Raw genomic sequence first — 23,502 nt, 5'->3', positions numbered from 1 at the left:
TTGACCTGAAGCCGGATTATCGGATGCCGCTGCTGCCCTACTCGCTCGCCCGCCCCTTCCTGTTCGGGATGGACCCGGAAACCGCCCACGAGCTGACGCTGGGCACGCTGGCGCGCGCGCAGGGCACGCCGCTGCGCTGGGCCTACGCCAACGGCTTCGTGCCGGACCCGATCGAGCTGGCGGGCTTGCGCTTTCCCAACCGCGTGGGGCTGGCCGCCGGCCTGGACAAGAACGCGCGCTGCATCGATGCGCTGGGCGGCATGGGCTTCGGCTTCGTGGAGGTCGGAACCGTCACGCCGCGCGGCCAGCCGGGCAACCCGCGGCCGCGCATGTTCCGCCTGCCGCAGGCCAACGCCCTGATCAACCGGCTGGGCTTCAACAACGAGGGCCTGGACGCCTTCATCGCGAACGTGCAGCGCTCGCGCTTCCGCAGCCAGGGGCGCTTGCTGGGCCTCAACATCGGCAAGAACGCGGCAACGCCCATCGAGCACGCCACCGACGACTACCTCGCCTGCCTCGCCGGCGTGTATCCGCATGCCGACTACGTGACGGTGAACATCTCCAGCCCGAACACCAAGAACCTGCGCGCGCTGCAAAGCGACGAGGCACTGGATGCGCTGCTCGCCGCGATCGCCGCGCGGCGCAGCGAGCTGGCCGGCCAGCACGGCCGCCGCGTTCCGATCTTCGTCAAGATCGCGCCCGACCTGGACGCCGCGCAGGTGGACGTGATCGCGGCGACCCTGCGCCGCCATGGGATGGATGGCGTGATCGCCACCAACACCACGGTCGCGCGCGACAAGGTGCAAGGCCTGGAGCACGCGCAGGAAGCAGGCGGCCTCAGCGGCGGCCCGCTGCTGGAGGCCAGCAACCGCGTGATCGCGCAGCTGCGCGCCGCGCTGGGGGCCGGCTATCCGATCATCGGCGTGGGTGGCGTGCTCAGCGCGCAGGACGCGCTCGCCAAGCTGCAGGCCGGGGCGGACGTGGTGCAGATCTACACCGGGCTGATCTATCGCGGGCCGGCGCTGGTCGACGAGATCGCGCGGGCGTTCAAGGCGCAGCGGGCGGGGTGAAGGGGGCGAACCCCGCCGCCGCGCCGCGCGCGCTCAAACGAGGCGCAGCACGTCTTCCGCGATCGCCAGCGCGCTCGTCAAACCCGGCGACTCGATGCCGAACAGGTTGACGAGGCCCGGCACGCCGTGCAGCGCGGCGCCGTCGATGCGGAAATCGGCGGCCTTCTCGTGCGGCCCGTGGATCTTGGGGCGCACGCCGCTGTAGCTGGGCGCCAGCGCGCCGTCCGGCAGCTCCGGCCAGTAGCGGCGGACCTCGGCATAGAAGCCGTCGGCGCGCGCGGGGTCGACCCGGTAGTCGATCTGCTCGGGCGTCGCGACATCCAGCCACTCGATGTCCGGGCCGAACTTGGCCTGGCCGCCCAGGTCCAGCGTGAGGTGCGTGCCCAGGTGCGCCTCCGCGGGCGCGGGATAGATCAGGTGCGTGAAGGGCGCGCGGCCGGCCAGGGCGTAGTAGTTGCCCTTGGCGAACCACTCGCGCGGCACGAAGCGCGCATCCAGTCCTTCGAAGCGCCGCGCCAGCGCGCAGGCATGCAGCGAAGCGGCATTCACGAGCACCCCGCAGGCCAGCTCGCTGCCGTCGGCGAAGCGCAGCACGTGGGGCTCGCCCGGGCGCGACGCCAGCCGCGCGGCTTGCGCCTGCGTTGCCAGCGCCACCATTCCGCCGGCGCGCTCCAGGTCGCCTTGCAGGGCCAGCATGAAGCCGTGGCTGTCGACGATGCCCGTGCTGGGCGAATGCAGGGCCGCGATGCAGCGCAAGGCCGGTTCCAGCGCCCGCGCCCGGGCGCCTTCGAGGAATTCCACCGGCACGCCATTGGCCGCGGCGCGGTCCTGCAGGCTGCGCAGCGCCTGCACTTCCTGCTCGCTGTTGGCCACGGTCAGCTTGCCGCAGCGGCGGTGGTCGACGCCGTGCGAAGCGCACAGCGCGTAGAGCAGCTCCTTGCCGCGCACGCACAGCCGCGCCTTGAGCGAGCCGGGCGCGTAGTAGAGGCCGGCGTGGATCACCTCGCTGTTGCGCGAGCTCACGCCCTGCCCGATGCCCGGCTGCGCTTCCACGACGATGGTTTCGCGGCCGGCCTGCGCCAGCGCGCGCCCCACGGCCAGGCCGACGGCGCCGGCGCCGATGACGACCGCATCGACGCGGTCCATCACGCGAGCGTCCGCGGGTCGGTGACCAGCAGCCGCTCGACCAACTGCTGCAGGTGCCCGCGCAGGCGGGCGAAGCCCTCGTGCGGCTGCAGCGTCGCCTCGTCCATGTACAGCTTGCGGTTCACCTCGACCTGGATGCTGTGCCTGTGGGCGGCGGGGTCGCCGTTGCGCCGCACCAGCTCCACGCCCTTGTACGGGTGGTTGTAGGCGACGTCGTAGCCGAAGCCGCGCAGCACCTCGCACACCAGCTGCGACAGCGCCGGCGCCGCCGTGCTGCCGTCGCGGTCGCCGATCACGAAGTCGGGATGCACCAGGCCAGGGAAGTCCGTGGCATAGGGCGCGGCCACGGCCGGCATGGAGTGGCAGTTCAGGTGGATGCTGTAGCCGTAGCGCTCGCGCGCCTGGGCGATGGAGCGCGCCACCGCTTCGTGGTAGGGGCGCCAGCAGCGCTCGATGCGCTGGCGCACCTCGGCCGAGGCGAGCTTGCGCGTGTAGATCGGGATGCCGTCATCGGTCATGCGCCAGATGAGACCCTTGCCCAGGCGGACCTTGGCGAGCGCCGCCGGCGTGGTCTCGACCGCGTCGGACCAGGTGTCCTCGATCATCTCCACGTCGATCTCGCTGGTGTTGCGGTTGACGTCGATGTAGCTGCGTGGAAAAAGTGCCTCGATCCAGGCGACGCCCAGCGGGGGCGCGAAGTCGTAGAGTTTCTCGACGTGGGTGTCCTCGGCCTGCCGCAGGACGGCAAGCTCGCAGGAATGGCCGAAGTCGGCGGGATAGGCAACGCCGCTGTGCGGCGAATCGAGCACCAGCGGGGCGCTGCCCGGAACAAAGCGGATCAGCGAAGACATGTCCGGATTGTGGCGCACCGCGCCGCGCCGGGCTGCGCTCAGGCGCTGCCGTATTCCTGGCGCAGCAGCTTCGCGGCCTCCACCATGGCCACCAGCTTGCCCCAGGCCACGTCGCGCGGCAGGTACTTCATGCCGCAGTCCGGCGCCAGGATGACCTGCTCCGGCGTCACGTGTTCCAGCGCCCGGCGGATGCGGCGCGCGACCTCCTCCGGCGTCTCCACCTGCATGTCGTTCAGGTCCAGGCAGCCCACGAGCACCTGCTTGTCGCCCAGGTCCCGCAGCACGCGCGTGTCCAGGTGCGACTGCGCCGTTTCGATCGACACCTGGCGGCACTTGCAGCCGGCCAGCTCGGGCAGGAAGGAGTAGCCGCTGGGCCGGGCGTGGATGACGGCCGCATACCCGAAGCAGATGTGCACGCAGGTCGTGCCTTCCACCCCTTCCAGCGCGCGGTTCAGCGCCTGCAGCCCGTACTGGCGCGCCTTCTCGGGCCGGGCCTGCATGTAGGGCTCGTCGATCTGCACCACATCGGCCCCCGATGCGAACAGGTCCTTGATCTCCTCGTTGACGGCCGCGGCGTAGTCCATCGCGGCCTCTTCCTCGGACGCATAGAAGTCGTTCTGCGCCTGCTGCAGCATCGTGAAGGGCCCGGGGACCGTGATCTTGGTCTTGTGCGTGGTGTGCGCCTTGAGGAACAGCAGGTCGTCCACTTCCACCGCGCGCTTGCGGCGGATGCGGCCGACGATGCGCGGCACCGGGTTCGGGTGCCCGGAGCGGTCCAGCGCCGTGCCGGGGTTGTCCAGGTCCACGCCTTCGAGCACGGTGGCGAAGCGGTTGGAGTAGCTCTCGCGCCGGATCTCGCCGTCGGAGACGATGTCCAGGCCGGCCTCCTCCTGCGCGCGGATGGCCACGATCGTCGCGTCGTCCTGCGCCTCGCCGAGGAAGGGCTCGGGGATGCGCCACAGCTCGCGCGCCCGGACGCGGGGCGGGAAGCGCCCGGCCAGCTTGGCGCGGTCGATCAGCCACTCGGGCTGGGGGTAGCTGCCGACGATCGTGGTGGGAAACAGCATGCAGGCTCCTGGGAGGGTGGAGCCGCAATCTGGCACAGGCGCCCCGCAGGGGCAAGGGGGAAGGAGCTAGTGCACGGCGCGGCGCCGCGCCGCATAGCCGCCGCCGAACCCGAGCAGGGCCCCCGCCGCCCAGAACAGCGGCAGCATGCCCAGCGCCGTGCCGAAGGCGCCGAAGGCCAGCGGCAGGATGGTCTGGCCCAGGCTCGTGATCGCGGCACGCAGCCCCACGGCCTCCCCGGTGCGTTCGGGCGGCGCGGTCACGTGCAGCAGGCTCATGACGACGGGCTGCCCGCAGCCGAGCACCGCACCGAGCACGACCGCCAGCGGCAGCATGGTGGCCACCGTCGTGCAGAAGGGAAATGCGATGTACCCCATGCCGGCGAGGACCAGCGCGCCGCCGATGAGGCGCCACTCGGGCACGCGCCGCATGATCCAGGGCAAGGCCACGCGCACGACCGCGCTGCCCACGCCGAAGCCGCCGGCCACCAGGCCGATCGCGGTGGCCGACAGGCCGCTGCGCGCGCCGTGCAGCGGCACGAGGAAGGTGAAGAGGTCCCAGCCGGCCGAGACCATCGCGCTGACGATGAGCACGGCGCGCAGCGGCGGCAGCCGCAGCAGGTCGGCGATGCCGCGCGACGGCGCGCCCGCAGGCGCCGACGCTTCCCTCGCCACCGACGGCGCGCGCCACAGCAGCAGGGCGGACAGCACCGGAACGACCGCGAGCAGCACGAAGGCGAGCCGGAAGCCCGCGTGGTCGATCGCGACGCCCGCGATCATGGGTCCCGCGAGCGCCGACAGCGAGAAGCCCACGGCCATGAGGCCGAAGGCACGCGTGCGTCCCGACGCGCCCGCGAGATGGCCGATCGCGTTGTTCACGGCCACGTGCGCGAACATGAACGAGGTGCCCACCGCGATGCTCGCGATGGCCAGGCCGGCCAGCGTCGGCAAGGCGGCCGCGGCCGCTTCGCCCACGACGATCCCGGCGAGCCCCAGTGCCGTCGCCGGCCGCCAGCCGGCGCGGTCCACCCAGCGGCCCACCGGCACCGCCACGAAGGTCGGCACCAGCATGAGAAGGCTCATCAACAAGCCCACCGTCACCGGTGTGGCATGCAGTTGCAGGGCCTGGAGGGAGATGGCGAGCCGGGCACCGCCGAAGCTCGCGTGGCTGAGCGCCAGCAGCAAGATCAGGCGCAGGGGAGAGACGGAGACTGGAATGACGCGAAGCGGCTGCACGCCGCAAGGGAAGGACCGACCCGTCGATGGTAACCCCTGCCCTCGCGCAGTCGTCGGCGGACTACACAAGCTTCGTCCCTTTCTCCCGTTGACCCCTGGCGCCCATGGGTAGAGTTGCCCGCAAGGACAAGAACCCATGAGCCCACGCAAGAGAAACCTCCGCCTCGCCGGCCTGCTGGCGGCCCTCGTGGGAGCCGCGGCGCTGCTGCCGCTGGCCTACAAGGACCAGTTCGCGAGCCGCCCTGCCACGCAGGTCGCCACGGCTCCCTCGGCGCCGGCACCGGCACCGGCGGCTGCACCTGCAGCGGCGCCAGCGGTCGGCGAGGAGACGGCGACCCCTGCCGCCCCTCCGGGCGCCGAAGTGGTCCCGCCGGAAGAAGCCGAAAGTGATCGCGGCACGGCGGCTTCCTCGCCGGCCGGCCCGGCGCTGTCCTTCGGCCGCGCCGCCGGCCTGCACCTGACGCCGGACCCGCTCCGGCTCAATTCCAGCGCCGCCCTGCTCGTCGACCAGGACAGCGGCGAAGTGCTGCTGCGCAAGAACGACCAGGCCGTGCTGCCGATGGCATCGCTCACCAAGCTGATGACCACGCTGTTGGTGCTCGAGGCGAAGCAGCCGATGGACGAAGTGCTCACGATCACCGAGGAAGACGTGGACAAGGAGCGCCACAGCCGGTCCCGCCTGCGCGTGGGCAGCAAACTCACGCGCGAGGAAGCGCTGCACCTGGCGCTGATGTCGAGCGAGAACCGCGCCGCGCACGCCCTGGGCCGCAGCTACCCGGGCGGCTTGCCCAAGCTGGTCGAGGCGATGAACGCCAAGGCGAAGCAGCTGGGCATGAAGGACACGACATACGTGGACCCGACGGGCCTGTCCAACCGCAACCAGACCACCGCGCGCGACCTCGCGCTGCTGGTGCGCGTCGCCGGCCAGAACCCGGTCATGCGGGAGTTCTCGACGACGCCGGCCCACCTGGCCAAGCTGGGGGGCCGCACGCTCCAGTACATCAACTCCAACCGGCTGGTTCGCAACCAGCGCGCAGGCTGGGACATCGAGCTGCAGAAGACCGGCTACATCGTGGAGGCGGGGCGCTGCCTGACGATGCTGACCAAGATGGGCGGCCACAACCTGATCCTGGTGCTGCTGGACTCCGACAGCAACGGGACCCGCCTCAACGACGCGGAGCGCATGCGGCGCGCGGTGGTCGCCAAGCTGGGCCTGCCGGAAACCGTGGCCAGGAAGGAACCGTCCGCGCGCAAGGCCGCGGCCGGCAAGAACAAGGCGGAGGACGAGGACGACGACCAGCCCAAGGTCGCCAGCAAACCCGCCGCCAAGAAGGGGACTGCCGTCGCCAAGGGCAAGGACAACGGCAGGCACAAGGCCGTCGCCAAGGGCAAGGACGAGGGCAAGCGCAAGGCCGTGGCGCGCACCAAGGCTGAAAAGGACGGCGACACCCGGCAGGCCGACAAGAAGAACGGCCGCGTGAGCCAGACCTTCGCCGCGGGGCGCGAGGGCACCAAGAGCTAGGCGTCAGGCGCCAGGCGCCAGGCGCTAGGAATTCGGCTTAAAGGGACAGCCCGGGTTCCCGCCGGGCTGCGCCTGCCCGACACTGGGTCGGCGAGCGCCTGCCCATGCAGGCAGGCGCCGCGGGAGAACCCATGATTCCTGTCAAGACCTCCTTGGGCCAACAGGTGCTGAAGGACCGCTCGCTGGACCTCACCCTGCGCCAGCGCGCCGCGCTCATCGTGATCGACGGCAAGCGCAGCATCGCCGCCGTGCTCCAGCAGTCGGGCGTGCAGCCCGAAGACGTGCGCCGCCTGCTGGAACTGCAGCTGATCGAAGGCATTCCGGCGCCGGGGAGCTTGCCCCCCGCGACCTGAAGGCCGTTCAGCCGAGGCGGACGGGCACGAAGATCTTGTCGTCGCCGCGCTGGATCAGCAGCGCCACGGACTTCTGCGATTTCTCGACTGCGGCCTTCACCTGTTCCACCGTCGTGACCGGGGTGCCGTTGATGGCCAGCAGGATGTCGCCCGCCTCCACGCCGGCCGCTTCGGCGGGACCGCCGACCTCTTCCACCACCACGCCCGCACGCAGGCCCGATTCCTGGCGCTCCCGCGGGTCCAGCGGCCGCAGGGCCAGGCCGAGTCGGCCGCCCTGCTCCTTCTCGATGGCCGCGGCGGCAGTGACCTTGTCGGCGCTGCGCGTGAGTTCGGCGGTGAGTTCCAGCTTCTTGCCCGCGCGCCACACCTCCAGCGCCAGGCGCTGGCCCGGCTGCGACAGGCCCACGATCGCAGGCAGGTCGCCGGAAGCCACGATGGGCTTGCCGTTGGCCGCACGGATCACGTCGCCGGGCTGGAGGCCCGCGCGCTCGGCGGCACTGCCCTTCTCCACGTTGGCCACCAGCGCGCCTTCCGGACGCTCGAGGCCGAAGGAGTCGGCCAGGCTCTGGTTGACCTCCTGCACGGCGACGCCCAGGCGCGCGTGTTCCACCTTGCCATGGGCGACGATCTCGTCCTTGATCTTGCTCGCCAGGCCGATCGGGATGGCGAAGGACACGCCCTGGTAGCCGCCCGACTGGCTGTAGATCTGCGAGTTGATGCCCACGACCTCGCCGCGCGCGTTGAACAGCGGGCCGCCGGAGTTGCCCGGGTTCACGGCCACGTCGGTCTGGATGAAGGGCACGGCGCTGTCGTCCGGCAACGAGCGGCGCGTGGCGCTCACCACGCCGGCCGTCACGGTGTTCTCGAAGCCGAAGGGCGCGCCGATCGCCAGCACCCATTCGCCCACCCGCAGCGTGTCGCTGTTGCCCAGCGTCACCACCGGAAGGTTGTTCGCATTGATCTTGAGCACGGCCACGTCGGTCTTGGGATCGCTGCCCAGGACCTTGGCCTTGAACTCGCGCCGGTCGGTCAGCTTGACGACGACCTCGGTCGCATCCTTCACCACGTGCGCGTTGGTCAGGATGATGCCGTCGGCGCCGACGATGAAGCCCGAGCCCATGCCGCGCACGGGCACCTCGCGCTGCGGCACGCCGCGCCCGCGCTGGAACTGCCGGAAGAATTCGAGCGGATCGCCCATCTCGGGCGTGGCGCGCGCCTTGCCGCTGACGCTGATGTTCACCACCGCCGGGCCATAGCGCTGCGTGATGAGCGGGAAGTCGGGCATGACCACGGTACCGCCGCCGGGCGCCGGCGACTGCACGGTGGCCGCGGGGATGGGGGACAGGACGGCGGCGGTGGCGCTGGGCGCCGCGTGGTGGACGGCTTCCACCGCCGCGCCGCCGACGATGCCGGCGCCCAGCAGGGCGAGCACCAGCGGTGCGGATTTCAGGTTCATCTTGTTCATCTTGTTCATCGTGGGGTTCCTCTGCCGTCCGGTCATTCGGACCCTGCCAAATGTGCCTGCGCAGCCTTAGAACAGGCTTAAGACGGCGCTGGCGCGGCCGGGAAGCGGACTTCCGCGCGCAGGCCGCCCAGGCTCTGCGAGTGCTCGAGGCGCACCTGCGCCCCGAGGCGCTCGGCCACCGTCCGCACGATGGACAGGCCCAGGCCGCTGCCCTCGGCCTCGCTGCCCGGGACGCGGTAGAAGCGGTCGAACACGCGCTCGCGCTCCTCCTGCGGGATGCCGGGGCCGCTGTCGTCCACGGCGAGCCAGGCGCCCTGCGCGTCCTGCCCCAGCGAGAGGTCGACGCGGCCGCCCGCGGGTGTGTACTTCACGGCGTTGTCCAACAGGTTGCGCAGGATCAGGTGCAGCGCATCGCGGTTGCCCGCCACCCGCACGGGCGCGCTGCTGGCCAGTCCGAGGTCGATCGAGCGCGCGTGCGCCGTGGGCAGCAGGACGGACACCACCTCGCGCGCAAGTTCTTCCAGGTCCACCTGCACGTCCGCGTCCTGCGGCTGGCCTTCCAGCCGCGCCAGTGCGAGCAGCTGCTCCACCAGCGCGATCGAGCGCTCGATGCCGGAGCGCAGTTGCGCGACCGCATGCTGCCGCGCCGCGTCATCGCGCGCGCGTTCGGCGGCCTGCAGCTGCAGCTTGAGCGCCGTGAGCGGCGAGCGCAGCTCGTGGGCCGCGTCGGCGACGAAATGCGTCTGCGCTTCCAGCGTGGCCTGCACGCGCGCGAACAGCGCATTGAGTTCGCGCACGAGCGGCTGCACCTCCTCGGGCACGCCTTCGGCCGTGAGCGGCGAGAGATCGCGCGCCGCGCGCGCCGCAACCTGCCGCCGCATGCGCGCGAGCGGCCGCAGCGAGCCGCCGATGACCGCGCCCACCGCCAGCATCAGCAGCGGCGACAGCAGCAACACCGGTGTCACGGCACCCAGCGCCAGCGAGCGGGCGCGTGCCTCGCGCGCATCCAGGTCCTGCGCGATCTGGATCGTGTGCTCCGGCGTCTGCAGCGTGTAGATGCGCAGCCGCACGCCGTTCACGCGCGAGTCGGAGAAACCCAGCACCGCCTGCGAAGGCAGTTCCATGCCCTGCGAGCGGTACAGCGTGACGCCGTCCGGCCCCCACACCTGGACGGAATATTCGGAGGCGCCCTCGGCCGGCGCGAAGGGCACCCCGCCGTGCACCGAACGCGCGACCTCCTCCAGGTGGTAGTCGAACATGCGGTCGGCCTCGCGCAGCGCCGACCGGTAGGCGATGGCTGCCTGCAGCAGGGTGACGAAGGCGATCGCCACCAGCACCAGCGTGAGCAGCCGGCGGCGCAAGGACCAGGAAGATGCGGACCGACCTGCCATCTCAGTCGCGCGGCACCACGTAGCCCAGCCCGCGCACCGTGCGGATGAAATCGGCGCCCAGCTTCTTGCGCAGGCCGTGCACGTAGACCTCCACGGCGTTGCTGCTGATGTCGTCCTTCCAGCTGTAGAGCTTTTGTTCGAGCTGCGGGCGGGAGAACACCACGCCCGGCCGCTGCAGCATGGGCTCCAGCAAGGCCCATTCCCGGGGCGTCAGGCTCAGCGGCTGCCCGTTCAGCGAGGCCTCGCGCGTGGCCGGATTGAGCTCGACCCCCTTGTGGCTGATCACGGGCTCGCCCCGGGCGACGCTGCGCCTGAGCAGCGCCCGCACGCGCGCCAGCAGTTCGTCGGTGTCGTAGGGCTTGACGATGTAGTCGTCCGCCCCGGCATCGAGGCCTGCGACACGGTCCCCCACCGCATCGCGCGCAGTGGCGACCAGCACGGGCACGGTGTCGCGCCGGGCGCGCAGGGAACGCAGGACCGTCAGGCCATCGGCCTTGGGCAGGCCGAGGTCCAGCAGCACCAGGTCGTACCGCTCAGCCAGCGTGGCAGCGTCCGCCGCGACGCCATCGCGCACCCAGTCCACGGCGTAGTTCTCCCCCCGCAGCACAGCCAGGATGGCTGCGCCGATCATCGCGTCGTCTTCGACCAGGAGGATTCGCATGCGCCCGACAGCTTAATGCGGGAAAACTCACGGTGCTGCCGCGAACTCACGGGCGTCCTACAAGTCCATAAGAAGCCTCCTACAGAAACGTCAGGGAACAGAGACAGATGCAGCACACCACCACCTTCCGCGCCACTGCCGCCGTTGCCCTCCTGGGGGCAGCGGCCGCCCTGACGAGCCAGATGGTTCCTTCCGCGTCCAATCCCCAGCCCGTGGCCCGTGCCGCCGCGGCCACCAGCTCTGCCGCCGCTGCCGTCGCGCGTACGGCGGCCGCGACGACCCACACGGCGGCCGCCGCGGTCGCCGCCGTGACGAATGCGTCCCCTGCCGCCAGCCTGGCCACCCCGGTCGCCAGGGTCGCCGTGAAGTTCGCCTCGGACGAAGCGCTGCGCGCCCAGATGAAGTGGGTGCCGGTGCGCTACGCCGGCGAGAAGACCCTGACCCTGGACGAGGCTTCGCGGCTGCTGCTCGCGCAGGCAGCCGCCGAGAAGGCGGGCCTGCAGGAAGTCGGCCTCAGCTTCGAGGACGTCTACGGCGTCATCTGGGCGGAGACCTCCTGGATCCCGCGCAATGGCAAGGGGCGCAACGGCGTGTCCAGCCTGGGCCTGGCGCAATTCGAGCCGCGCACCGCGCGTGGCCTCGGCCTGAAGAACCCCAACGACCCGGTGCAGGCCGTGTACTTCGCGGCGCTGAACATGAAGCACGGCGCCGAGTGGGCCGAGGACAAGATCGCGCACCTGGAGCTGACCCCGGAGCAGCGCGCCGAGAAGATCCGCGAAGGCGTGTCCATCTACTACAACCTGTCGGTCAAGGGCCGCAACAAGTGGGACGGCGTGAACACCGCGCAGCTGCCCTTCGAGACCCGGCGCCATATCCGCAACACGCGCACGGGCGCCGAGAAGGCCTCGGACCTCGCCGACGACCTCCTGGGCTGATCGGGCCTCGCCGACTACCGAACGCCACCGCAAGGTGGCGTTCTTCATGGTGCGACCCGACTTGCGGCGCCTCGACTTGCTCGAACACGTCTGCGGATGAGGGCCGCGGACACACCCGCACACACACCCGCGACGGGCGTGCCCCAAGATGGGACCAACGGCCCATTCCGCGAACGCACCCGCGAGCGATCATCGGGGCGTGGAGGTACCGTTCATGTTGTCGTCCTGCCGAGTGCTCATTTGCTGCCTCGCGCTCGCCTGCGCCGCGCCGGCGGCCCTGGCCATAGGCGCGGGCCAGACCCTCGGCAATCCCGGTGCCCTCGGCGACGAGCGCAACGTCGCGATGCGCCTGTCGGCCACCGGCACGGTGACGAAGGTCGACGCGGAGCTGCGGCTGATGGCGATCGACAGTCCGCGCGGCAGCATCACCTTCCGCCTCGACCCCATCGTCGCGAATGCCGACGACATCCAGGTCGGCGAGCGCGTGCAGGTCGACTACGTCGCGGCCTTCATCCTCACGCGGCGTGCAAGCGTGCGCGAGACGCAGCGCGCGCAGGCCCGCCGCAGCAGCGGGCCGCCCGCCGACCTCGTCAGGAGCTACGAGCAGCCGGTCAGCTTCATCACGGACGTGCTCGTCGTGGACAAGGAGAACCTGATGCTTCGCGTGCGGGACTCCGCAGGCGACATCAAGGACTTCCAGGTCCACGACCGCGCCTCGCTGGCCGGCCTGCGCGTGGGCGACCGCCTGGTGGTCGCGATGAACCAGGCGGTGGCGGTGGGGGTCACGACGGTCCCGCGCTGAAGCCGCGGCGCAAGACGGCATTCTTTCTCTGACGCACCAAAACGTCCCTTTTTTGGGGTTGAAGCAGCCCATCGTCGAGCTGGCTGGCGGTTGTCAGTCCGTGACGCTGTCGAGCGGGCGGAGGTAGTCCTTTCGGGCCGGGGTGCAGTCGCATGCAAACCTCTGGCTGACATGGTGGCGCACACTGCCCTCTCCGCCGTCTTGGCGGACGGAGGGCTGCATGACCCTGATCCTGCTCGGATGCCAGATCCGCATCGTCCTTCCCGTGCTGCAGGCGGCGCACGCCATGGGCAGCCCGCGCGTCATCGTGTTCGGTTCGCAGGAAACCCGTCCGCTGCGCTGGTCGCCATGGGTTCGCCGCCATGTGCTGGCGGACTTCGGCGACCTGGAGCGCAGCGCGAGCCAACTCGAGGAACTCGCGCGCGAGCACCCGCAGGGCGTCATCGTGCCGTGCGATTGCCCGGCGATCCGGCTGCTGCATCGCCTGGGTCCGCGCGTGCCGCTCGCGACGACGCCCATTCCCAGCCCGCAGGTGCTGGAGACACTCGATGACAAGTGGCGATTCCACCTGCTGTGCGACGCATCGGCGCTGCCGGTCCCGGCGACCGTGTACGCCGCCGGCAAGCACCAGCTGGATTTCAACAGGCTAGGCGCGACGCTGGGGTTGCCCTTTGTCGTGAAGCCGACCAATGCATCGGGCTCTCTCGGCGTGGTGGTGGTCCGCAGCGAGCAGGACCTGCTGGACCACGTCGTGCTCGATCGGACCTATGCCGACGGGCCGCTCGTCGTGCAGCGGTACATCGAGGGCCGCGACATCGATGTCGACCTGTTCGCGGTCGACGGCGAATTGCACGCGGTGACGACACATGAGGTCAGGGGGTGCTGGATGGAGTTCACCCGCGACCCGGTGCTCGAGGAGATGGCCTCGGCACTGTGCCGCGCGACGGGCTACAGCGGTGCGATGAACCTGGACGCACGCATCGAGCAGGCGACCGGTCGCGTCTTCCTGCTCGAGTCGAACCCGCGCTTCTGGGCTTCGCTCGCGATGCCGGCCGCGTGCGGCCTGAACTTCCTCGCGGAAAGCCTGCGCACGTCGTGGCCTGCCGGCACGCAGCCGCAGCGCCCGGCGCTGGCGCGCTGCAACCGGCGCCATCCGCTGCTGCGTCCGCGCGATTGGTGGCGGGTGCTGGCCGACCGGGGCAGCCAGGGGCGACTGATGCGAACGACGCTGTTCGATCCCTACACGCTCGGCGAATTGGCCGCCAACCTGCCCGCGATGGCCGGGCGTGCCATGCAGCGCTCCTGGCGCGGCCCGGCGGGCGCGGTGCGCGCCGAGCACGCACCCGGCGCGCTGCCGCAATGACGAGGGGCAGCGCGGCGCGCGCCTTCGGGCGCACGGCCAGGATGCCGGACCCGGTCACGGTGCACAGGGATCACATTCGCGCGTCGGAGCCGGATTCCAGTTCATCCAGCGTCGGTCCGCCGATCTGCTGCCGCAAGGCTTCCAGGCTCTTCTTCAGGACCGACCCGGTGGACCCGGACATCGGCAGGTTGCCCGCGCTGATGGCGGCCACGGCATAGGTCGCCGTGGCGAGGGAGCTTCGAAGCTCGTGCTTCAGCATTTCGATGCGTTCGTCCGACTCGACGATCTGCCGCGCGGCGGAGTCGATTTCACGGGCCTGGCTGAAGGACGCCACGGCGCTCGCGATCGCGTTGTCCAGGCAGCGGTTCAAGGTGCGGAAGTCGCTCACCGCGAACGGGGCGTTCCGTTCGAAGGCCAGGTCGGTGATCGCCTGGCACAGGTCGCCGTAGTCGTGGACCACCTGGTCGACCGTGAATCCGAGATCCAGCAACTGCTTGCCATGGACGGTGGCGCTCGTGCCCATCTCGGACACGATGGGGTCCTCCCCACCCGATCCGCCGGAAATCTTCATACTCTCCACGGAGTGGTGCTGTTCCTCGGCCTCGAGGGTTCGCTGGAGCTGGCTCAGGAAAAGCGGGATCCCGTTGCGCAACTGCATCTCCGTTGCCTGCCTGCGAGGTCGCTTGGCGACCTTGTCGGCGCACCGGCGGATCAACTCTTCACGGTGTTCGTGCAGGAAGCTGGACATCATGACGTGGATCCTCGAAGTTCTCGCCGACTCCCTGGAGCGTGGCAGGGCGACGACCATGTCGGAGGCTGCGTCGCAGCCCCTGACCCACTATAGGTGTTTCGGCGAAGGCTCGCGGTTCTCAGGTGTTTACCGCGGCAGTGCGGTGTCAAATCGCCGTACTGCGGGAGTTACCTGGGGCGAACACGTCCGTTGCGACTCTCGGTTGATCGAGAACGCAACGCGCCTGCTTCGCGAGCGGCGCCTTCGAAGGAGTGCCAGGCGCTGGGCCTGCGCCTCCTCCCACGAACATCTAACGCCCGGTGGGATGCACGCGGAGTTGGCCGGTGTGACGGCGTCGGTCGGCGCCGAGGAAACCGCAGGGCCAAAGAAAAACCCCCGCAAATCATCGACTTGCAGGGGTCTCGGTATCTGGTGGGTGATACATGGATCGAACATGTGACCCCTGCCGTGTGAAGGCAGAGAACCGGGACAAATCGGCATCAATGGAAACCAATCTTCAGAGTGAGGAGGTCGAGGATTGATCCCAGGTGGTCACGTTTTGTGCGGTATAGTTTTTCATACCTGTTTCATACCGCGCCCCCATGCCCGTTTACCTCGTCAAGGTCACCGACCGCACCAAGCTCAAGCCTCGCCGCGACCCCTATTGGCAGCCTGTCCGCAAGGGCTGCGCGCTCGGGTTCCGCAAGATGACTGCATCAAGTGAGGGAAACTGGCTGGCCCGCGTGCGTGACGAGGTCACCGACAAGCAGGTGCATCACCCCCTCGGGGACTTCGCCGAGCTGCCCGCCAGCGAGCGGTACGACGCCGCGCTGAAGGCGGCGGAGGAGTGGTTTACCCACCTGCACAAGGGCGGCAGCAAGGAGACCGCGACGGTCAGGACCGCCTGCGACCGGTACGTGCAGCACCTGCGCGAGACCAGCACGATGGACGCCGCCAAGGACGCGGAGAAGCGCTTTGAGCGGTGGGTCTACAGCGACCCGAAGCTCTCGGCCACGGAGCTGCCCAAGCTGCGCGGCGAGCAGATCGAGAGCTGGCGCAGGAAGCTGAAGGCGCAGCCCGTGAAGGACGGCACCGAGGCTGGCAAGGCGCGCTCCGACAGCTCCCTGAACCGTGACATGACACCCTTCAGGGCCGCTCTGAACAAGGCGCTCACGGACGGCCTCGCAACCTCCGATCACCCGTGGCGAACGAAGCTCACGCCGATCAAGAACGCGGACCAGCGCCGCGACATCTATCTGGATCGGGACCAGCGCAGGAAGCTGATCGCGCACGCAGACGCCGACTTCGCCGACTTCCTGCGCGGCATGTCCCTCCTGCCGCTGCGGCCCGGGGCCTTGGCCGCGCTGACCGTAGGCGACTTCGACAAGCGCTTGGACACGCTCACCATCGGCAAGGACAAGCAAGGCAAGGACCGGAAGATCAAGCTGCCACAGGCCACCGCCGACCTCATACGTCGTATGGCCGCGAACAAGCTGCCCTCCGCGCCGCTGTTCTCCCGCGCCAACGGCAGCATGTGGAACAAGGACGCCTGGAAGTACCCAATGAAGCGTGCAGCGGCCGCGGCGGAGCTGACGGAGGATGCAGTCGCCTACTCCATGCGGCACAGCGGGATCACGGACCTCGTTCACGGCGGCCTGGACACGCTGACCGTCGCCCAGTTGAGCGGCACCAGCGTGGTGATGATCGAGAAGCACTATGGGCACCTGCGCCAGGAACATGCGCAGAAGGCCCTCGCCGCCCTGGCCTTGTAGTTCGGCGGTCGAGCCGCAGGCTCGCCGGGATCTTTGCTCGGGCGAGCGCGTGTAGGGGTGCTTCATGCATGACCCGTTCCCGGAACGGGTGCTCACGGCCAACCGTGGCAAAGACCATACGGCTGCAATTTGTTTCTCGAGCGGCCACCTTCGCGAACACAGCGCCCCGCGAGATGCACATTCGCATCAGCATGTGGCTCGCCAAGTTGCGCAAGTGCGCGCCGCGCTTCATGTTGTCTGTGGAGCGGCACTACCGGCACGTATCGAGCTGCCACTACACCGACGTACCGACTCCCTGTTCTGGGGCGGTTTCCGCAGCCTTCGCCACCACATACATTCGGCGCACCGATGGGGACCAATGTGCATGTCGATGGTCTTCATGCCTCTCATCGGCCTGCTGCGTATGACGAGCGTGGCGTTCACCGGAGCATTTCTTTGAGCACCACAACCGACTCCCTCCTCCGCATCGCGCAGGTTCTCGAACGCATCCCCGTGTCCCGCTCTGCGTGGTACAGGGGCATTCGCCTCGGCATCTACCCCGCCCCGATCAAGATTGGGCGCAAGGTCGCACTCTGGCGCGCCTCCACCATCGACGCCCTGGTTGATGGCCTGTCGGAGGGAAAGTGATGCATCAGTACCAACGCATCCGCCGTGACATGATGATCGCCGACCCTATCGCCGCCTTCCGCGATGCCATCGCTGCCGCGGGCTTGGAGCCGCCGGATGATGTGATCGCCGATGGCTCGATCCATCGCTTCTCCAGCAGTGGCCGCGCCCGCGACGACTCGGGCTACTACTGCCTGCACCCTGACGATCCGATGGCCGGGTACTTCGGATGTTGGCGGCAAGACTTCTGGCAGGCGTGGTGCAGCAAGGCTGCCGACCGGCTGACGGAGGCCGAGAAGCGCGCCATCTTCGAGCGGAACGCAGCCGCGAAGATCGAGCGCGAACAGGAAAAGGTCGCCCTGCAGCAAGCGGCCTCCGAGAAGGCCAAGGAGTTCTGGGCCAACGCCGGAGCGCCCGCTGAGCACCAGTACCTACTGAAGAAGCGCGTGGCCGCGCACAGCAGCCGCAGCAGCGGCTCCATGCTGATCATCCCCATGTACGACGAGATCAACGAGATGGCGAACGTCCAGATGATCAACGGTGCTGGCGAGAAGCGATTCTTGCCGGGCGGCAAGGTGAAGGGATGCAGTTGCATCCTGCATGGGGCCGCTGAGCGCCACATCGTCTGCGAGGGCTTCGCCACGGGAGCCACGCTGGCCGATGTAAGCGGCGAGACTGTCCACATCGCGTTCAACGCGAACAACCTTGTCGCCGTGGCCGAACAGGTTCGCGCCGCCCACCCGACGGCGCTGATCACCATCGCCGCCGATGACGATTACAAGACAGCCAGCAATCCGGGCCTCAACAAAGGGCGCGAAGCCGCGCTGGCATGCGGCGGGCTGCTCGCCGCACCGCAGTTCGCGGAGGGGCGCGGAGAGAAGGACACGGACTTCAACGATTTGTTCGTGATGGAGGGAGCCGAGGCCGTGATGAAGTGCCTGCGCTCCGCGCGGTCGCCTGACACGCCGCCTTCCGTGGGTTCTGTGGGTTCGACTCTCGCGGCGAACGAAGCGTGGCCCGACCCTATCCCCTTGCCTACGGCGCTCCCGCCCGTGTTGCCCTTCTCCCCGGACCTCCTGCCGGAGGCGCTAAGGCCATGGATCACCGACATCGCCGAGCGGATGCAGTGCCCGCCGGACTTCCCGGCGGTCGGCGCGGTCGTCGTGCTCTCCAGCCTGATCGGGGCCAGGGTCCGCATCCAGCCGAAAGAGTTCGATGACTGGAAGGTGACACCCAACATCTGGGGGCTGATCATCGGCAAGCCCGGAGTGATGAAGTCCCCCGCGCTCGCCGAGGCGATGCGACCGCTCCAGCGGCTGGAAGACGAGCTGCGCGCCGATTGGCAGGCTCGCCACGACGCTTGGGACATCGACAACAAGCAGGCTGCGCTGATCGCGTCCGCCAACGAGCGGAAAGCGGCGAAGCTGTTGCAGGAATCGGTGGACGCCAAGGTCAACGAGTTGCTGGCGAAGGTCGAGATCGCGGAGGAGCCGCATCTCCGCCGGTTCATCGTGAACGACACCTCGGTCGAGGCGTTGGGCGAGGTCCTCGAACAGAACCCGTGGGGCCTGCTGGCCTTCCGAGACGAAATCTACGGGCTGTTGAAGGCGATGGACCGCGAGGGGCAGGAAGGCGCTCGCGCCTTCTACCTGCAGGCGTTCGACGGCGACAAGCCCTACACCTTCGACCGCATCGGGCGGGGGTTGAACCGCCGCATCCCGTGCGTGTGCTTGTCGATGCTCGGAAACATCCAGCCCGGCCGCGTGGCCGAATACGTCCGGTCCGCCGTGATCGGCGGCGGCGGCGACGACGGCCTCATCCAGCGCTTCCAGGTCGCCGTCTGGCCTGATCACAACCCCGCGTTCACGAACATCGACAGGCGCGTGAACATCGCTGCCCGCGAGCAGGCGATGGCTGTCTACCAGCGGCTCGCAAATCTGCCTGCGCCCGGTGACGACGGCCCGCTGGTGCTGACGTTCGCCCCCGAGGCGCAGACGATCTTCAACGACTGGCGGCACGCGCTGGAACTGAAGGTGCGAAGCGATGAGTTGCATCCCGCCCTCCAGTCGCACCTGTCCAAGTACCGGAAGCTGGTGCCCGCGTTGGCACTCATCTTCGAGCTGGTGGACTCCGGAATGAATGCGGTGACGGCGGCGAGCGTCCGGCGGGCGCTGCGGTGGGCCGAGTACCTAGAAAGCCACGCGAACCGCATGTACGCCGAGGCCAGCAAACCGCAGATCGCGGGAGCTGAGGCGCTGCTGGCACGGTTGAGGCGCAAGCAGATCGGCCCGGAGTTCAGCGTGCGTGATGTGTACGGCAAGGGCTGGTCGCAGCTTGCAGAACCGGAGGCGGTGCGCCGGGCGGCCACGGTGCTCGTCGAGTACGGCTGGATCACACGCATCGTAAAAGCCACCAAGGGACGCCCCAGCGAGACGTTCATCGCGCACCCGGTGTTGATGGGAGGAGCGTGATGTCGATGACCGATAAAGCGGCGGAGTTCGACCCCGCAAAACCCACAGAACCGGCGAACGACCCTTTTGCGGGTTTTGCGGGTGACCACCCGGAGCTTTTTTCCGAAACGGGGCCGCCGCAGCATCCGCCCCAGCACGCCGAGGTCATTGCCTTGGAAGCCTTGCGCGAGGAGGCGCTGTCCTGGCTGCGGGAGTTCATCAAGGACGACACCGTGCCCGTGGCTGGCGTTCGCCCCCTCGCCCGGGATGCGGGGCTGTACTGGTCCGTGATCGAGACCGTCGCGCGAGATCACTTGATCGAGTGGGACACCGTGGCAGGCCGTTATTGGAAGTTCCCGAAGCCGCGAGGCGCGTCGTTCAAATCGGCCGCCTAGCTCTGTCAACGCCGCCCGCACCTTGCTGGAGGTGACGCGGTGGCAAGCGGCCGTCAAGCCGTCTGCACGACCTCCCCAGCATCGCGCACCCGCATGATCGTTTGACGGCTGGTGTTGTACTCGCGGGCGAGGGAGGCAACGGACTCCCCACCCGCCACTTTGGCACGCACCTCCTCCGCCTGCTTCGCCGACAGGCTGGAGGGGCGACCCATGGCCTTGCCCTCAGCCTTCGCCCTGGCGAGTCCTGCGTGAGTGCGCTCGACCAGCAGGTCGCGCTCGAACTCCGCCACGGCGGCGATCACCCCCATGGTCATTTTTCCGGCGGCACTGGTGAGGTCCATGCCGCCCAGGGCGAGGCAATGGACGCGGACGCCCAGCCCTTGAAGCGCTTCCACGGTGGACCGGATGTCCATGGCGTTCCGCCCCAAGCGATCCAGCTTGGTGACCACCAGTACATCTCCCGACTCCATCTTGTCGAGCAACTTGGCGAACCCGGGCCGCTCGCTGGCAGCAACGGAGCCGGACACGGTCTCCGTGACCACGCGGCGCGCATCCACTGCGAATCCAGCAGTGGTGATTTCTTGGAGCTGGTTGTCGGTAGTCTGATCGGCGGTAGACACCCGGCAGTACGCGAAGACGCGGGACATGGGCAGACCTTTTAAGAGATGGTGTACGAAAAGGAAGTCCGAATAATGGTGTGCGTCCGAAACGTTGTCAAGCTATGTTTCGGACACGCCTGCCGATACGTGTCCGTATTCGGTCGGTTTTGAACAGCTCGGGGTGACGGCAAAACAGAATGGCTGAGCTGTGCTACCTTTTAAAGCCGGAGGGAAGTATGAAAAGGTTGAATGGCTGGCAGCGACTCTGGGTGATCGCGACGGTGGTCGCCGGTCTTTGGTTTCTTGTGCTCTTCCCGATGAGGTTCTACAACCAGACCTCGGAGGCGAACGAAAACTATCAGGCTGCCCTCAAAACGGACTATCAGTCAGGCAAGTGCCAGGAGTACATCGACCGACCGCTGCAAGGCTTGATTGAGCCATCGTACGAACCCGAAGGGGGAAAGTGCTGGCACATCTACACGGCGAGGAAGGTAGATCGCATTGATGAAGTGCCTTTCACTTGGGCGAAGGCGGAACGCCGTCACCACTGGGAGATGGCGGAGCAGGTCGGCGGAACGTTTCTCGTCGGGTTGATCGCGTTCGTGTTCTGTGCCGGGGGGGTGTACGGGGTGGGCTGGCTTGTAGGGTGGGTGCGGCGCGGATTCGATAAGGCGAGCTGAGGTGGAGCCCCCCCCGGGGGGTGACCATGTGGACCAGCGGGCTGCCCCGGGGGGCATAGATTCGTTGAGACTCCGGCGTTCAGGCGCGATCCCCCCGCCGCTGACCGGGGCGTACCCGAAGCGCCATTTTTTTTAGAAATCAGCCCCTTTAAGCGCCGACTCCACTGGTGACGACGACGACGACGACGCCGCGCTTCTTGTATGGCCTCCAGCCGATGTTGCTGGACAACCGGCGCTGCCTGCCGTTCGACGCGCCTGACTGGCTCTTTGAAATCAAGAACGACGGCTACCGCGTGCTGGCGGAGTTCGGAGCTGGAGCCGCGACCTTGCGGACCCGGGGTGGGCATGACTGCACGACATGGTTCCCCGAGATCACGCGGGCGTTGGCCCGCTACCGGGGCGGGCCGCATGTCGTGGATGGTGAGGTCTGCGTGATGGACGACCTGGGCCGCAGCAACTTCGACCGGCTTCAGCAGCGTGCGGCCCGACGTTGCTACTACCCGAACTGCGATCCCGTGGTCTACGCGATGTTCGACATGCTGATCGAGGGCGGCACCAAGATCATGGACCTCCCCTTGGTCGAACGGAAGGCGCGGCTGAAGAAGCGATTCACGCCGAAGCCCAAGCACGACCTGCTAGTGGTGGACGCGATCCCCGAGGCAGGCATCGAGCTGTACGCCATGGCGCAGATGCTGAAGCTGGAGGGCCTGGTCGCGAAGAAGGTGGACTCTATCTACATCCCGGCGGAGCGCACCACCGCGTGGAAAAAGATCAAGGTGCCGGGCGCGGTGCCGCCGGAGAGGTTCCGAAGGACGTCGTCAACGGGCACCTCGCAATGAGAAAGGGCTGTCCAGAAGAACAGCCCTTTGAATCGGGGTGGGACTCGAACCCACACGTAGTTGCCTACCAGGGATTTCGAGTCCCTTGCGTCTACCAATTCCGCCAACCGGGCATAGAGGCTTTCGCCGTGCGATGGGACCACCACCGCATTTCCGCATTATGCGCCGCTTGACGCACCTTGGGGCCTACCCAGTGGTCTAGGCGCGGGACGAAATGCGTTGACAGGCCCAGTGCGTGATCAACGAAGCGTATCCCAGTGTCGAAGTGCATCCAGGCAGGTCAAATTTTGACGATGAAGACCCGCCTCCACCCCCGCGGCTTCTCCAAGCAAGTTCACCATTCCGCGTTCTACCTGAGCGTCGGTTAAACCCAGCGTTGTTGCGTACACCTTCGGCTTCAGCGAGCCCGGCACTTCAGCAATACGCCGGGCCACCACTTTTCCAAGCCCGAGCCTGTGGCAGTTCACGCTGTCGAATCCGAAGCCGAGGATGACCACGCGCTCGGCCCATTCAAACAGTTCGGCAGGAACAAGCTCTTGATCGTCGCGGTCTACCGGGACAACTCGGATACTCATCACGGCAATGCCAAGAGCACTTCCGTGAGCCTCCTCGTTCTCTGGCCACCCGTAAGAAAAACGGTTCCGGGCTGGCTGGAACGCGCCGAGTGACCCGTACACATGCCAGATCTGGAAATTACTCAAAGCTGCCATCGCCGCCGCGTCATCGATTCCAAAGGTGCTCGCAATGGCGGTGTGCAGGAACTGCACCAGCGATCTATCGTAGTTGAACGTGATGAAGCGCACGTTATTGCGCTCGACCAATTCGCGGACGTCGTGCACCCCATCGATCATCCGCGCCCACAGCTCACCGTACCAGTCCAACTGGCCGTAGACGCCGCCCACCCGTCGCAGGTCCCCCTTGACTTCTTTCGAGAGCAGGATCGTCGCGATGGCGGCCTTTCCCACCTCATCCTGGTCGCCCCGCCGAGCGAGGAATGCATCGATTGAAGGTACGGCCGACGACGCCAGCGCTCTTGCCAGCCGACGGCAACGGTCCCTTCCGTACCCGAGCTCTTCCAGCTTCGCCGCGAATCGACCGCCATCCTCCATGTGGCAGATCATCAGGCGCAGTTCATCGCCTGTAGGGAATCCATATGGCTTGCTCGCTCCAGCTCCGAGGACGAAAACAGTAGGGTCCGTGATCATCGTTCCAGTCACTTTCCTTGGTGAACCCACCAGCCGTGACGGCGGTGGCGCGCAGGCGGAGGCAAGAGGATACCGGGGTCGCCGAAGCCCGGCAGGTTCGGAGCCGAGGGACGGGACGACGGTCTGCAAGATCAAGGTGACGGGGCGGTGTCGCGAAAGCACTTTGGCGAAAGTGACCGGAATCACCCCGTCGGGGAGTACAACGACACCGTCGCGGTCGGCGGGCAAGCACAAAAATCATGCGATGAAAGAGAGACGCCCCCGCGACTACCGCATGCAGCGCGAGCACATCCTCGCTGACCTGTTCGGGCCGACGCTGCGGCAGGAGCTGGCGGCACGGGGGATCAAGTCCAGCAGCTCCCCGTCT

General features: G+C 68.1%; 22 protein-coding genes. 12 read left to right on the top strand and 10 right to left on the bottom strand.

Annotated features, from left to right (window positions below):
* The first annotated feature begins 23 nt into the window (after positions 1-23).
* Positions 24-1,070: a quinone-dependent dihydroorotate dehydrogenase gene (locus tag AC3EGR_RS03525; protein WP_488545055.1), complete on the top strand. Its 1,047-nt coding sequence runs from the start codon at positions 24-26 to the stop codon at positions 1,068-1,070.
* Between the two features lie 33 nt (positions 1,071-1,103).
* Here AC3EGR_RS03525 and AC3EGR_RS03520 read toward each other — a convergent pair whose 3' ends face one another.
* The 4 genes from AC3EGR_RS03520 to AC3EGR_RS03505 all read right to left on the bottom strand — a co-directional run bounded on the left by AC3EGR_RS03520 (position 1,104) and on the right by AC3EGR_RS03505 (position 5,367).
* Complete coding sequence (locus tag AC3EGR_RS03520) at positions 1,104-2,216, bottom strand: NAD(P)/FAD-dependent oxidoreductase (protein WP_488545054.1); 1,113 nt, start codon at positions 2,214-2,216, stop codon at positions 1,104-1,106.
* A complete protein-coding gene (locus AC3EGR_RS03515; protein ID WP_488545053.1) occupies positions 2,216-3,067 on the bottom strand; it encodes an N-formylglutamate amidohydrolase in 852 nt (283 codons plus the stop codon). Before AC3EGR_RS03515 ends, AC3EGR_RS03520 begins: the two co-directional genes overlap by 1 nt.
* A gap of 38 nt (positions 3,068-3,105) precedes the next feature.
* Positions 3,106-4,134 (bottom strand): uroporphyrinogen decarboxylase family protein, encoded by a 1,029-nt coding sequence (locus AC3EGR_RS03510; RefSeq protein WP_488545052.1) that lies wholly within the window; start codon positions 4,132-4,134, stop codon positions 3,106-3,108.
* 66 nt (positions 4,135-4,200) lie between these two features.
* Positions 4,201-5,367, bottom strand: coding sequence for an MFS transporter (locus AC3EGR_RS03505; protein WP_488545051.1), 1,167 nt, complete (start codon positions 5,365-5,367; stop codon positions 4,201-4,203).
* Positions 5,368-5,503: 136 nt separating this feature from the next.
* On the opposite strand from AC3EGR_RS03505, the gene AC3EGR_RS03500 reads away from it, so the two are divergent.
* Entirely contained in the window at positions 5,504-6,889 is a 1,386-nt protein-coding gene (locus AC3EGR_RS03500; RefSeq protein WP_488545050.1) for a D-alanyl-D-alanine carboxypeptidase family protein, read from the top strand.
* Positions 6,890-7,020: 131 nt separating this feature from the next.
* The gene (locus AC3EGR_RS03495) at positions 7,021-7,242 is read left to right on the top strand and encodes a hypothetical protein (RefSeq protein WP_488545049.1); all 222 of its coding nucleotides are present in this window, start codon (positions 7,021-7,023) and stop codon (positions 7,240-7,242) included.
* A gap of 7 nt (positions 7,243-7,249) precedes the next feature.
* On the opposite strand, the gene AC3EGR_RS03490 is transcribed toward AC3EGR_RS03495, so the two are convergent.
* From AC3EGR_RS03490 to AC3EGR_RS03480, 3 genes are all read right to left on the bottom strand, one after another.
* Positions 7,250-8,707: a DegQ family serine endoprotease gene (locus tag AC3EGR_RS03490; protein ID WP_488545324.1), complete on the bottom strand. Its 1,458-nt coding sequence runs from the start codon at positions 8,705-8,707 to the stop codon at positions 7,250-7,252.
* A gap of 77 nt (positions 8,708-8,784) precedes the next feature.
* On the bottom strand, positions 8,785-10,098 hold the full coding sequence (locus tag AC3EGR_RS03485; protein ID WP_488545048.1) for an ATP-binding protein: 1,314 nt from the start codon (positions 10,096-10,098) through the stop codon (positions 8,785-8,787).
* Between the two features lies 1 nt (position 10,099).
* The gene (locus tag AC3EGR_RS03480; RefSeq protein ID WP_488545047.1) at positions 10,100-10,759 is read right to left on the bottom strand and encodes a response regulator; all 660 of its coding nucleotides are present in this window, start codon (positions 10,757-10,759) and stop codon (positions 10,100-10,102) included.
* Positions 10,760-10,866: 107 nt separating this feature from the next.
* Here AC3EGR_RS03480 and AC3EGR_RS03475 point away from each other — a divergent pair, with 107 nt between their 5' ends.
* The 3 genes from AC3EGR_RS03475 to AC3EGR_RS03465 all read left to right on the top strand — a co-directional run bounded on the left by AC3EGR_RS03475 (position 10,867) and on the right by AC3EGR_RS03465 (position 13,859).
* Positions 10,867-11,694: a hypothetical protein gene (locus tag AC3EGR_RS03475; RefSeq protein WP_488545046.1), complete on the top strand. Its 828-nt coding sequence runs from the start codon at positions 10,867-10,869 to the stop codon at positions 11,692-11,694.
* A gap of 232 nt (positions 11,695-11,926) precedes the next feature.
* A complete protein-coding gene (locus tag AC3EGR_RS03470; RefSeq protein WP_488545045.1) occupies positions 11,927-12,496 on the top strand; it encodes a hypothetical protein in 570 nt (189 codons plus the stop codon).
* Positions 12,497-12,716: 220 nt separating this feature from the next.
* Positions 12,717-13,859 (top strand): ATP-grasp domain-containing protein, encoded by a 1,143-nt coding sequence (locus tag AC3EGR_RS03465; RefSeq protein ID WP_488545044.1) that lies wholly within the window; start codon positions 12,717-12,719, stop codon positions 13,857-13,859.
* A 70-nt stretch (positions 13,860-13,929) separates the two neighbouring features.
* Here AC3EGR_RS03465 and AC3EGR_RS03460 read toward each other — a convergent pair whose 3' ends face one another.
* Positions 13,930-14,607 carry a hypothetical protein gene (locus AC3EGR_RS03460; RefSeq protein WP_488545043.1) on the bottom strand — a complete coding sequence of 226 codons (678 nt, stop codon included), beginning with the start codon at positions 14,605-14,607 and terminating at the stop codon, positions 13,930-13,932.
* Positions 14,608-15,191: 584 nt separating this feature from the next.
* Between AC3EGR_RS03460 and AC3EGR_RS03455 the strand changes: the two genes are divergently transcribed.
* The 4 genes from AC3EGR_RS03455 to AC3EGR_RS03440 all read left to right on the top strand — a co-directional run bounded on the left by AC3EGR_RS03455 (position 15,192) and on the right by AC3EGR_RS03440 (position 19,812).
* A complete protein-coding gene (locus AC3EGR_RS03455; protein WP_488545042.1) occupies positions 15,192-16,361 on the top strand; it encodes a tyrosine-type recombinase/integrase in 1,170 nt (389 codons plus the stop codon).
* Between the two features lie 435 nt (positions 16,362-16,796).
* The gene (locus AC3EGR_RS03450; RefSeq protein ID WP_488545041.1) at positions 16,797-16,988 is read left to right on the top strand and encodes a helix-turn-helix transcriptional regulator; all 192 of its coding nucleotides are present in this window, start codon (positions 16,797-16,799) and stop codon (positions 16,986-16,988) included.
* A complete protein-coding gene (locus tag AC3EGR_RS03445; protein ID WP_488545040.1) occupies positions 16,988-19,438 on the top strand; it encodes a DUF3987 domain-containing protein in 2,451 nt (816 codons plus the stop codon). Before AC3EGR_RS03450 ends, AC3EGR_RS03445 begins: the two co-directional genes overlap by 1 nt.
* A complete protein-coding gene (locus AC3EGR_RS03440) occupies positions 19,438-19,812 on the top strand; it encodes a hypothetical protein (RefSeq protein ID WP_488545039.1) in 375 nt (124 codons plus the stop codon). Before AC3EGR_RS03445 ends, AC3EGR_RS03440 begins: the two co-directional genes overlap by 1 nt.
* A 53-nt stretch (positions 19,813-19,865) precedes the next feature.
* Here AC3EGR_RS03440 and AC3EGR_RS03435 read toward each other — a convergent pair whose 3' ends face one another.
* Positions 19,866-20,459 carry a recombinase family protein gene (locus AC3EGR_RS03435; RefSeq protein WP_488545038.1) on the bottom strand — a complete coding sequence of 198 codons (594 nt, stop codon included), beginning with the start codon at positions 20,457-20,459 and terminating at the stop codon, positions 19,866-19,868.
* A 188-nt stretch (positions 20,460-20,647) separates the two neighbouring features.
* On the opposite strand from AC3EGR_RS03435, the gene AC3EGR_RS03430 reads away from it, so the two are divergent.
* Together AC3EGR_RS03430 and AC3EGR_RS03425 are read left to right on the top strand one after the other, a co-directional pair.
* The gene (locus AC3EGR_RS03430) at positions 20,648-21,091 is read left to right on the top strand and encodes a hypothetical protein (RefSeq protein WP_488545037.1); all 444 of its coding nucleotides are present in this window, start codon (positions 20,648-20,650) and stop codon (positions 21,089-21,091) included.
* A gap of 167 nt (positions 21,092-21,258) precedes the next feature.
* The gene (locus tag AC3EGR_RS03425; RefSeq protein WP_488545036.1) at positions 21,259-21,930 is read left to right on the top strand and encodes an ATP-dependent DNA ligase; all 672 of its coding nucleotides are present in this window, start codon (positions 21,259-21,261) and stop codon (positions 21,928-21,930) included.
* A gap of 239 nt (positions 21,931-22,169) precedes the next feature.
* On the opposite strand, the gene AC3EGR_RS03420 is transcribed toward AC3EGR_RS03425, so the two are convergent.
* Positions 22,170-23,135: a hypothetical protein gene (locus AC3EGR_RS03420; RefSeq protein ID WP_488545035.1), complete on the bottom strand. Its 966-nt coding sequence runs from the start codon at positions 23,133-23,135 to the stop codon at positions 22,170-22,172.
* Positions 23,136-23,502 lie beyond the last annotated feature (367 nt).

The organism is Ramlibacter sp. G4-7, from assembly GCF_057784995.1.
This window is presented reverse-complemented; position numbering and strand designations above follow the sequence as displayed.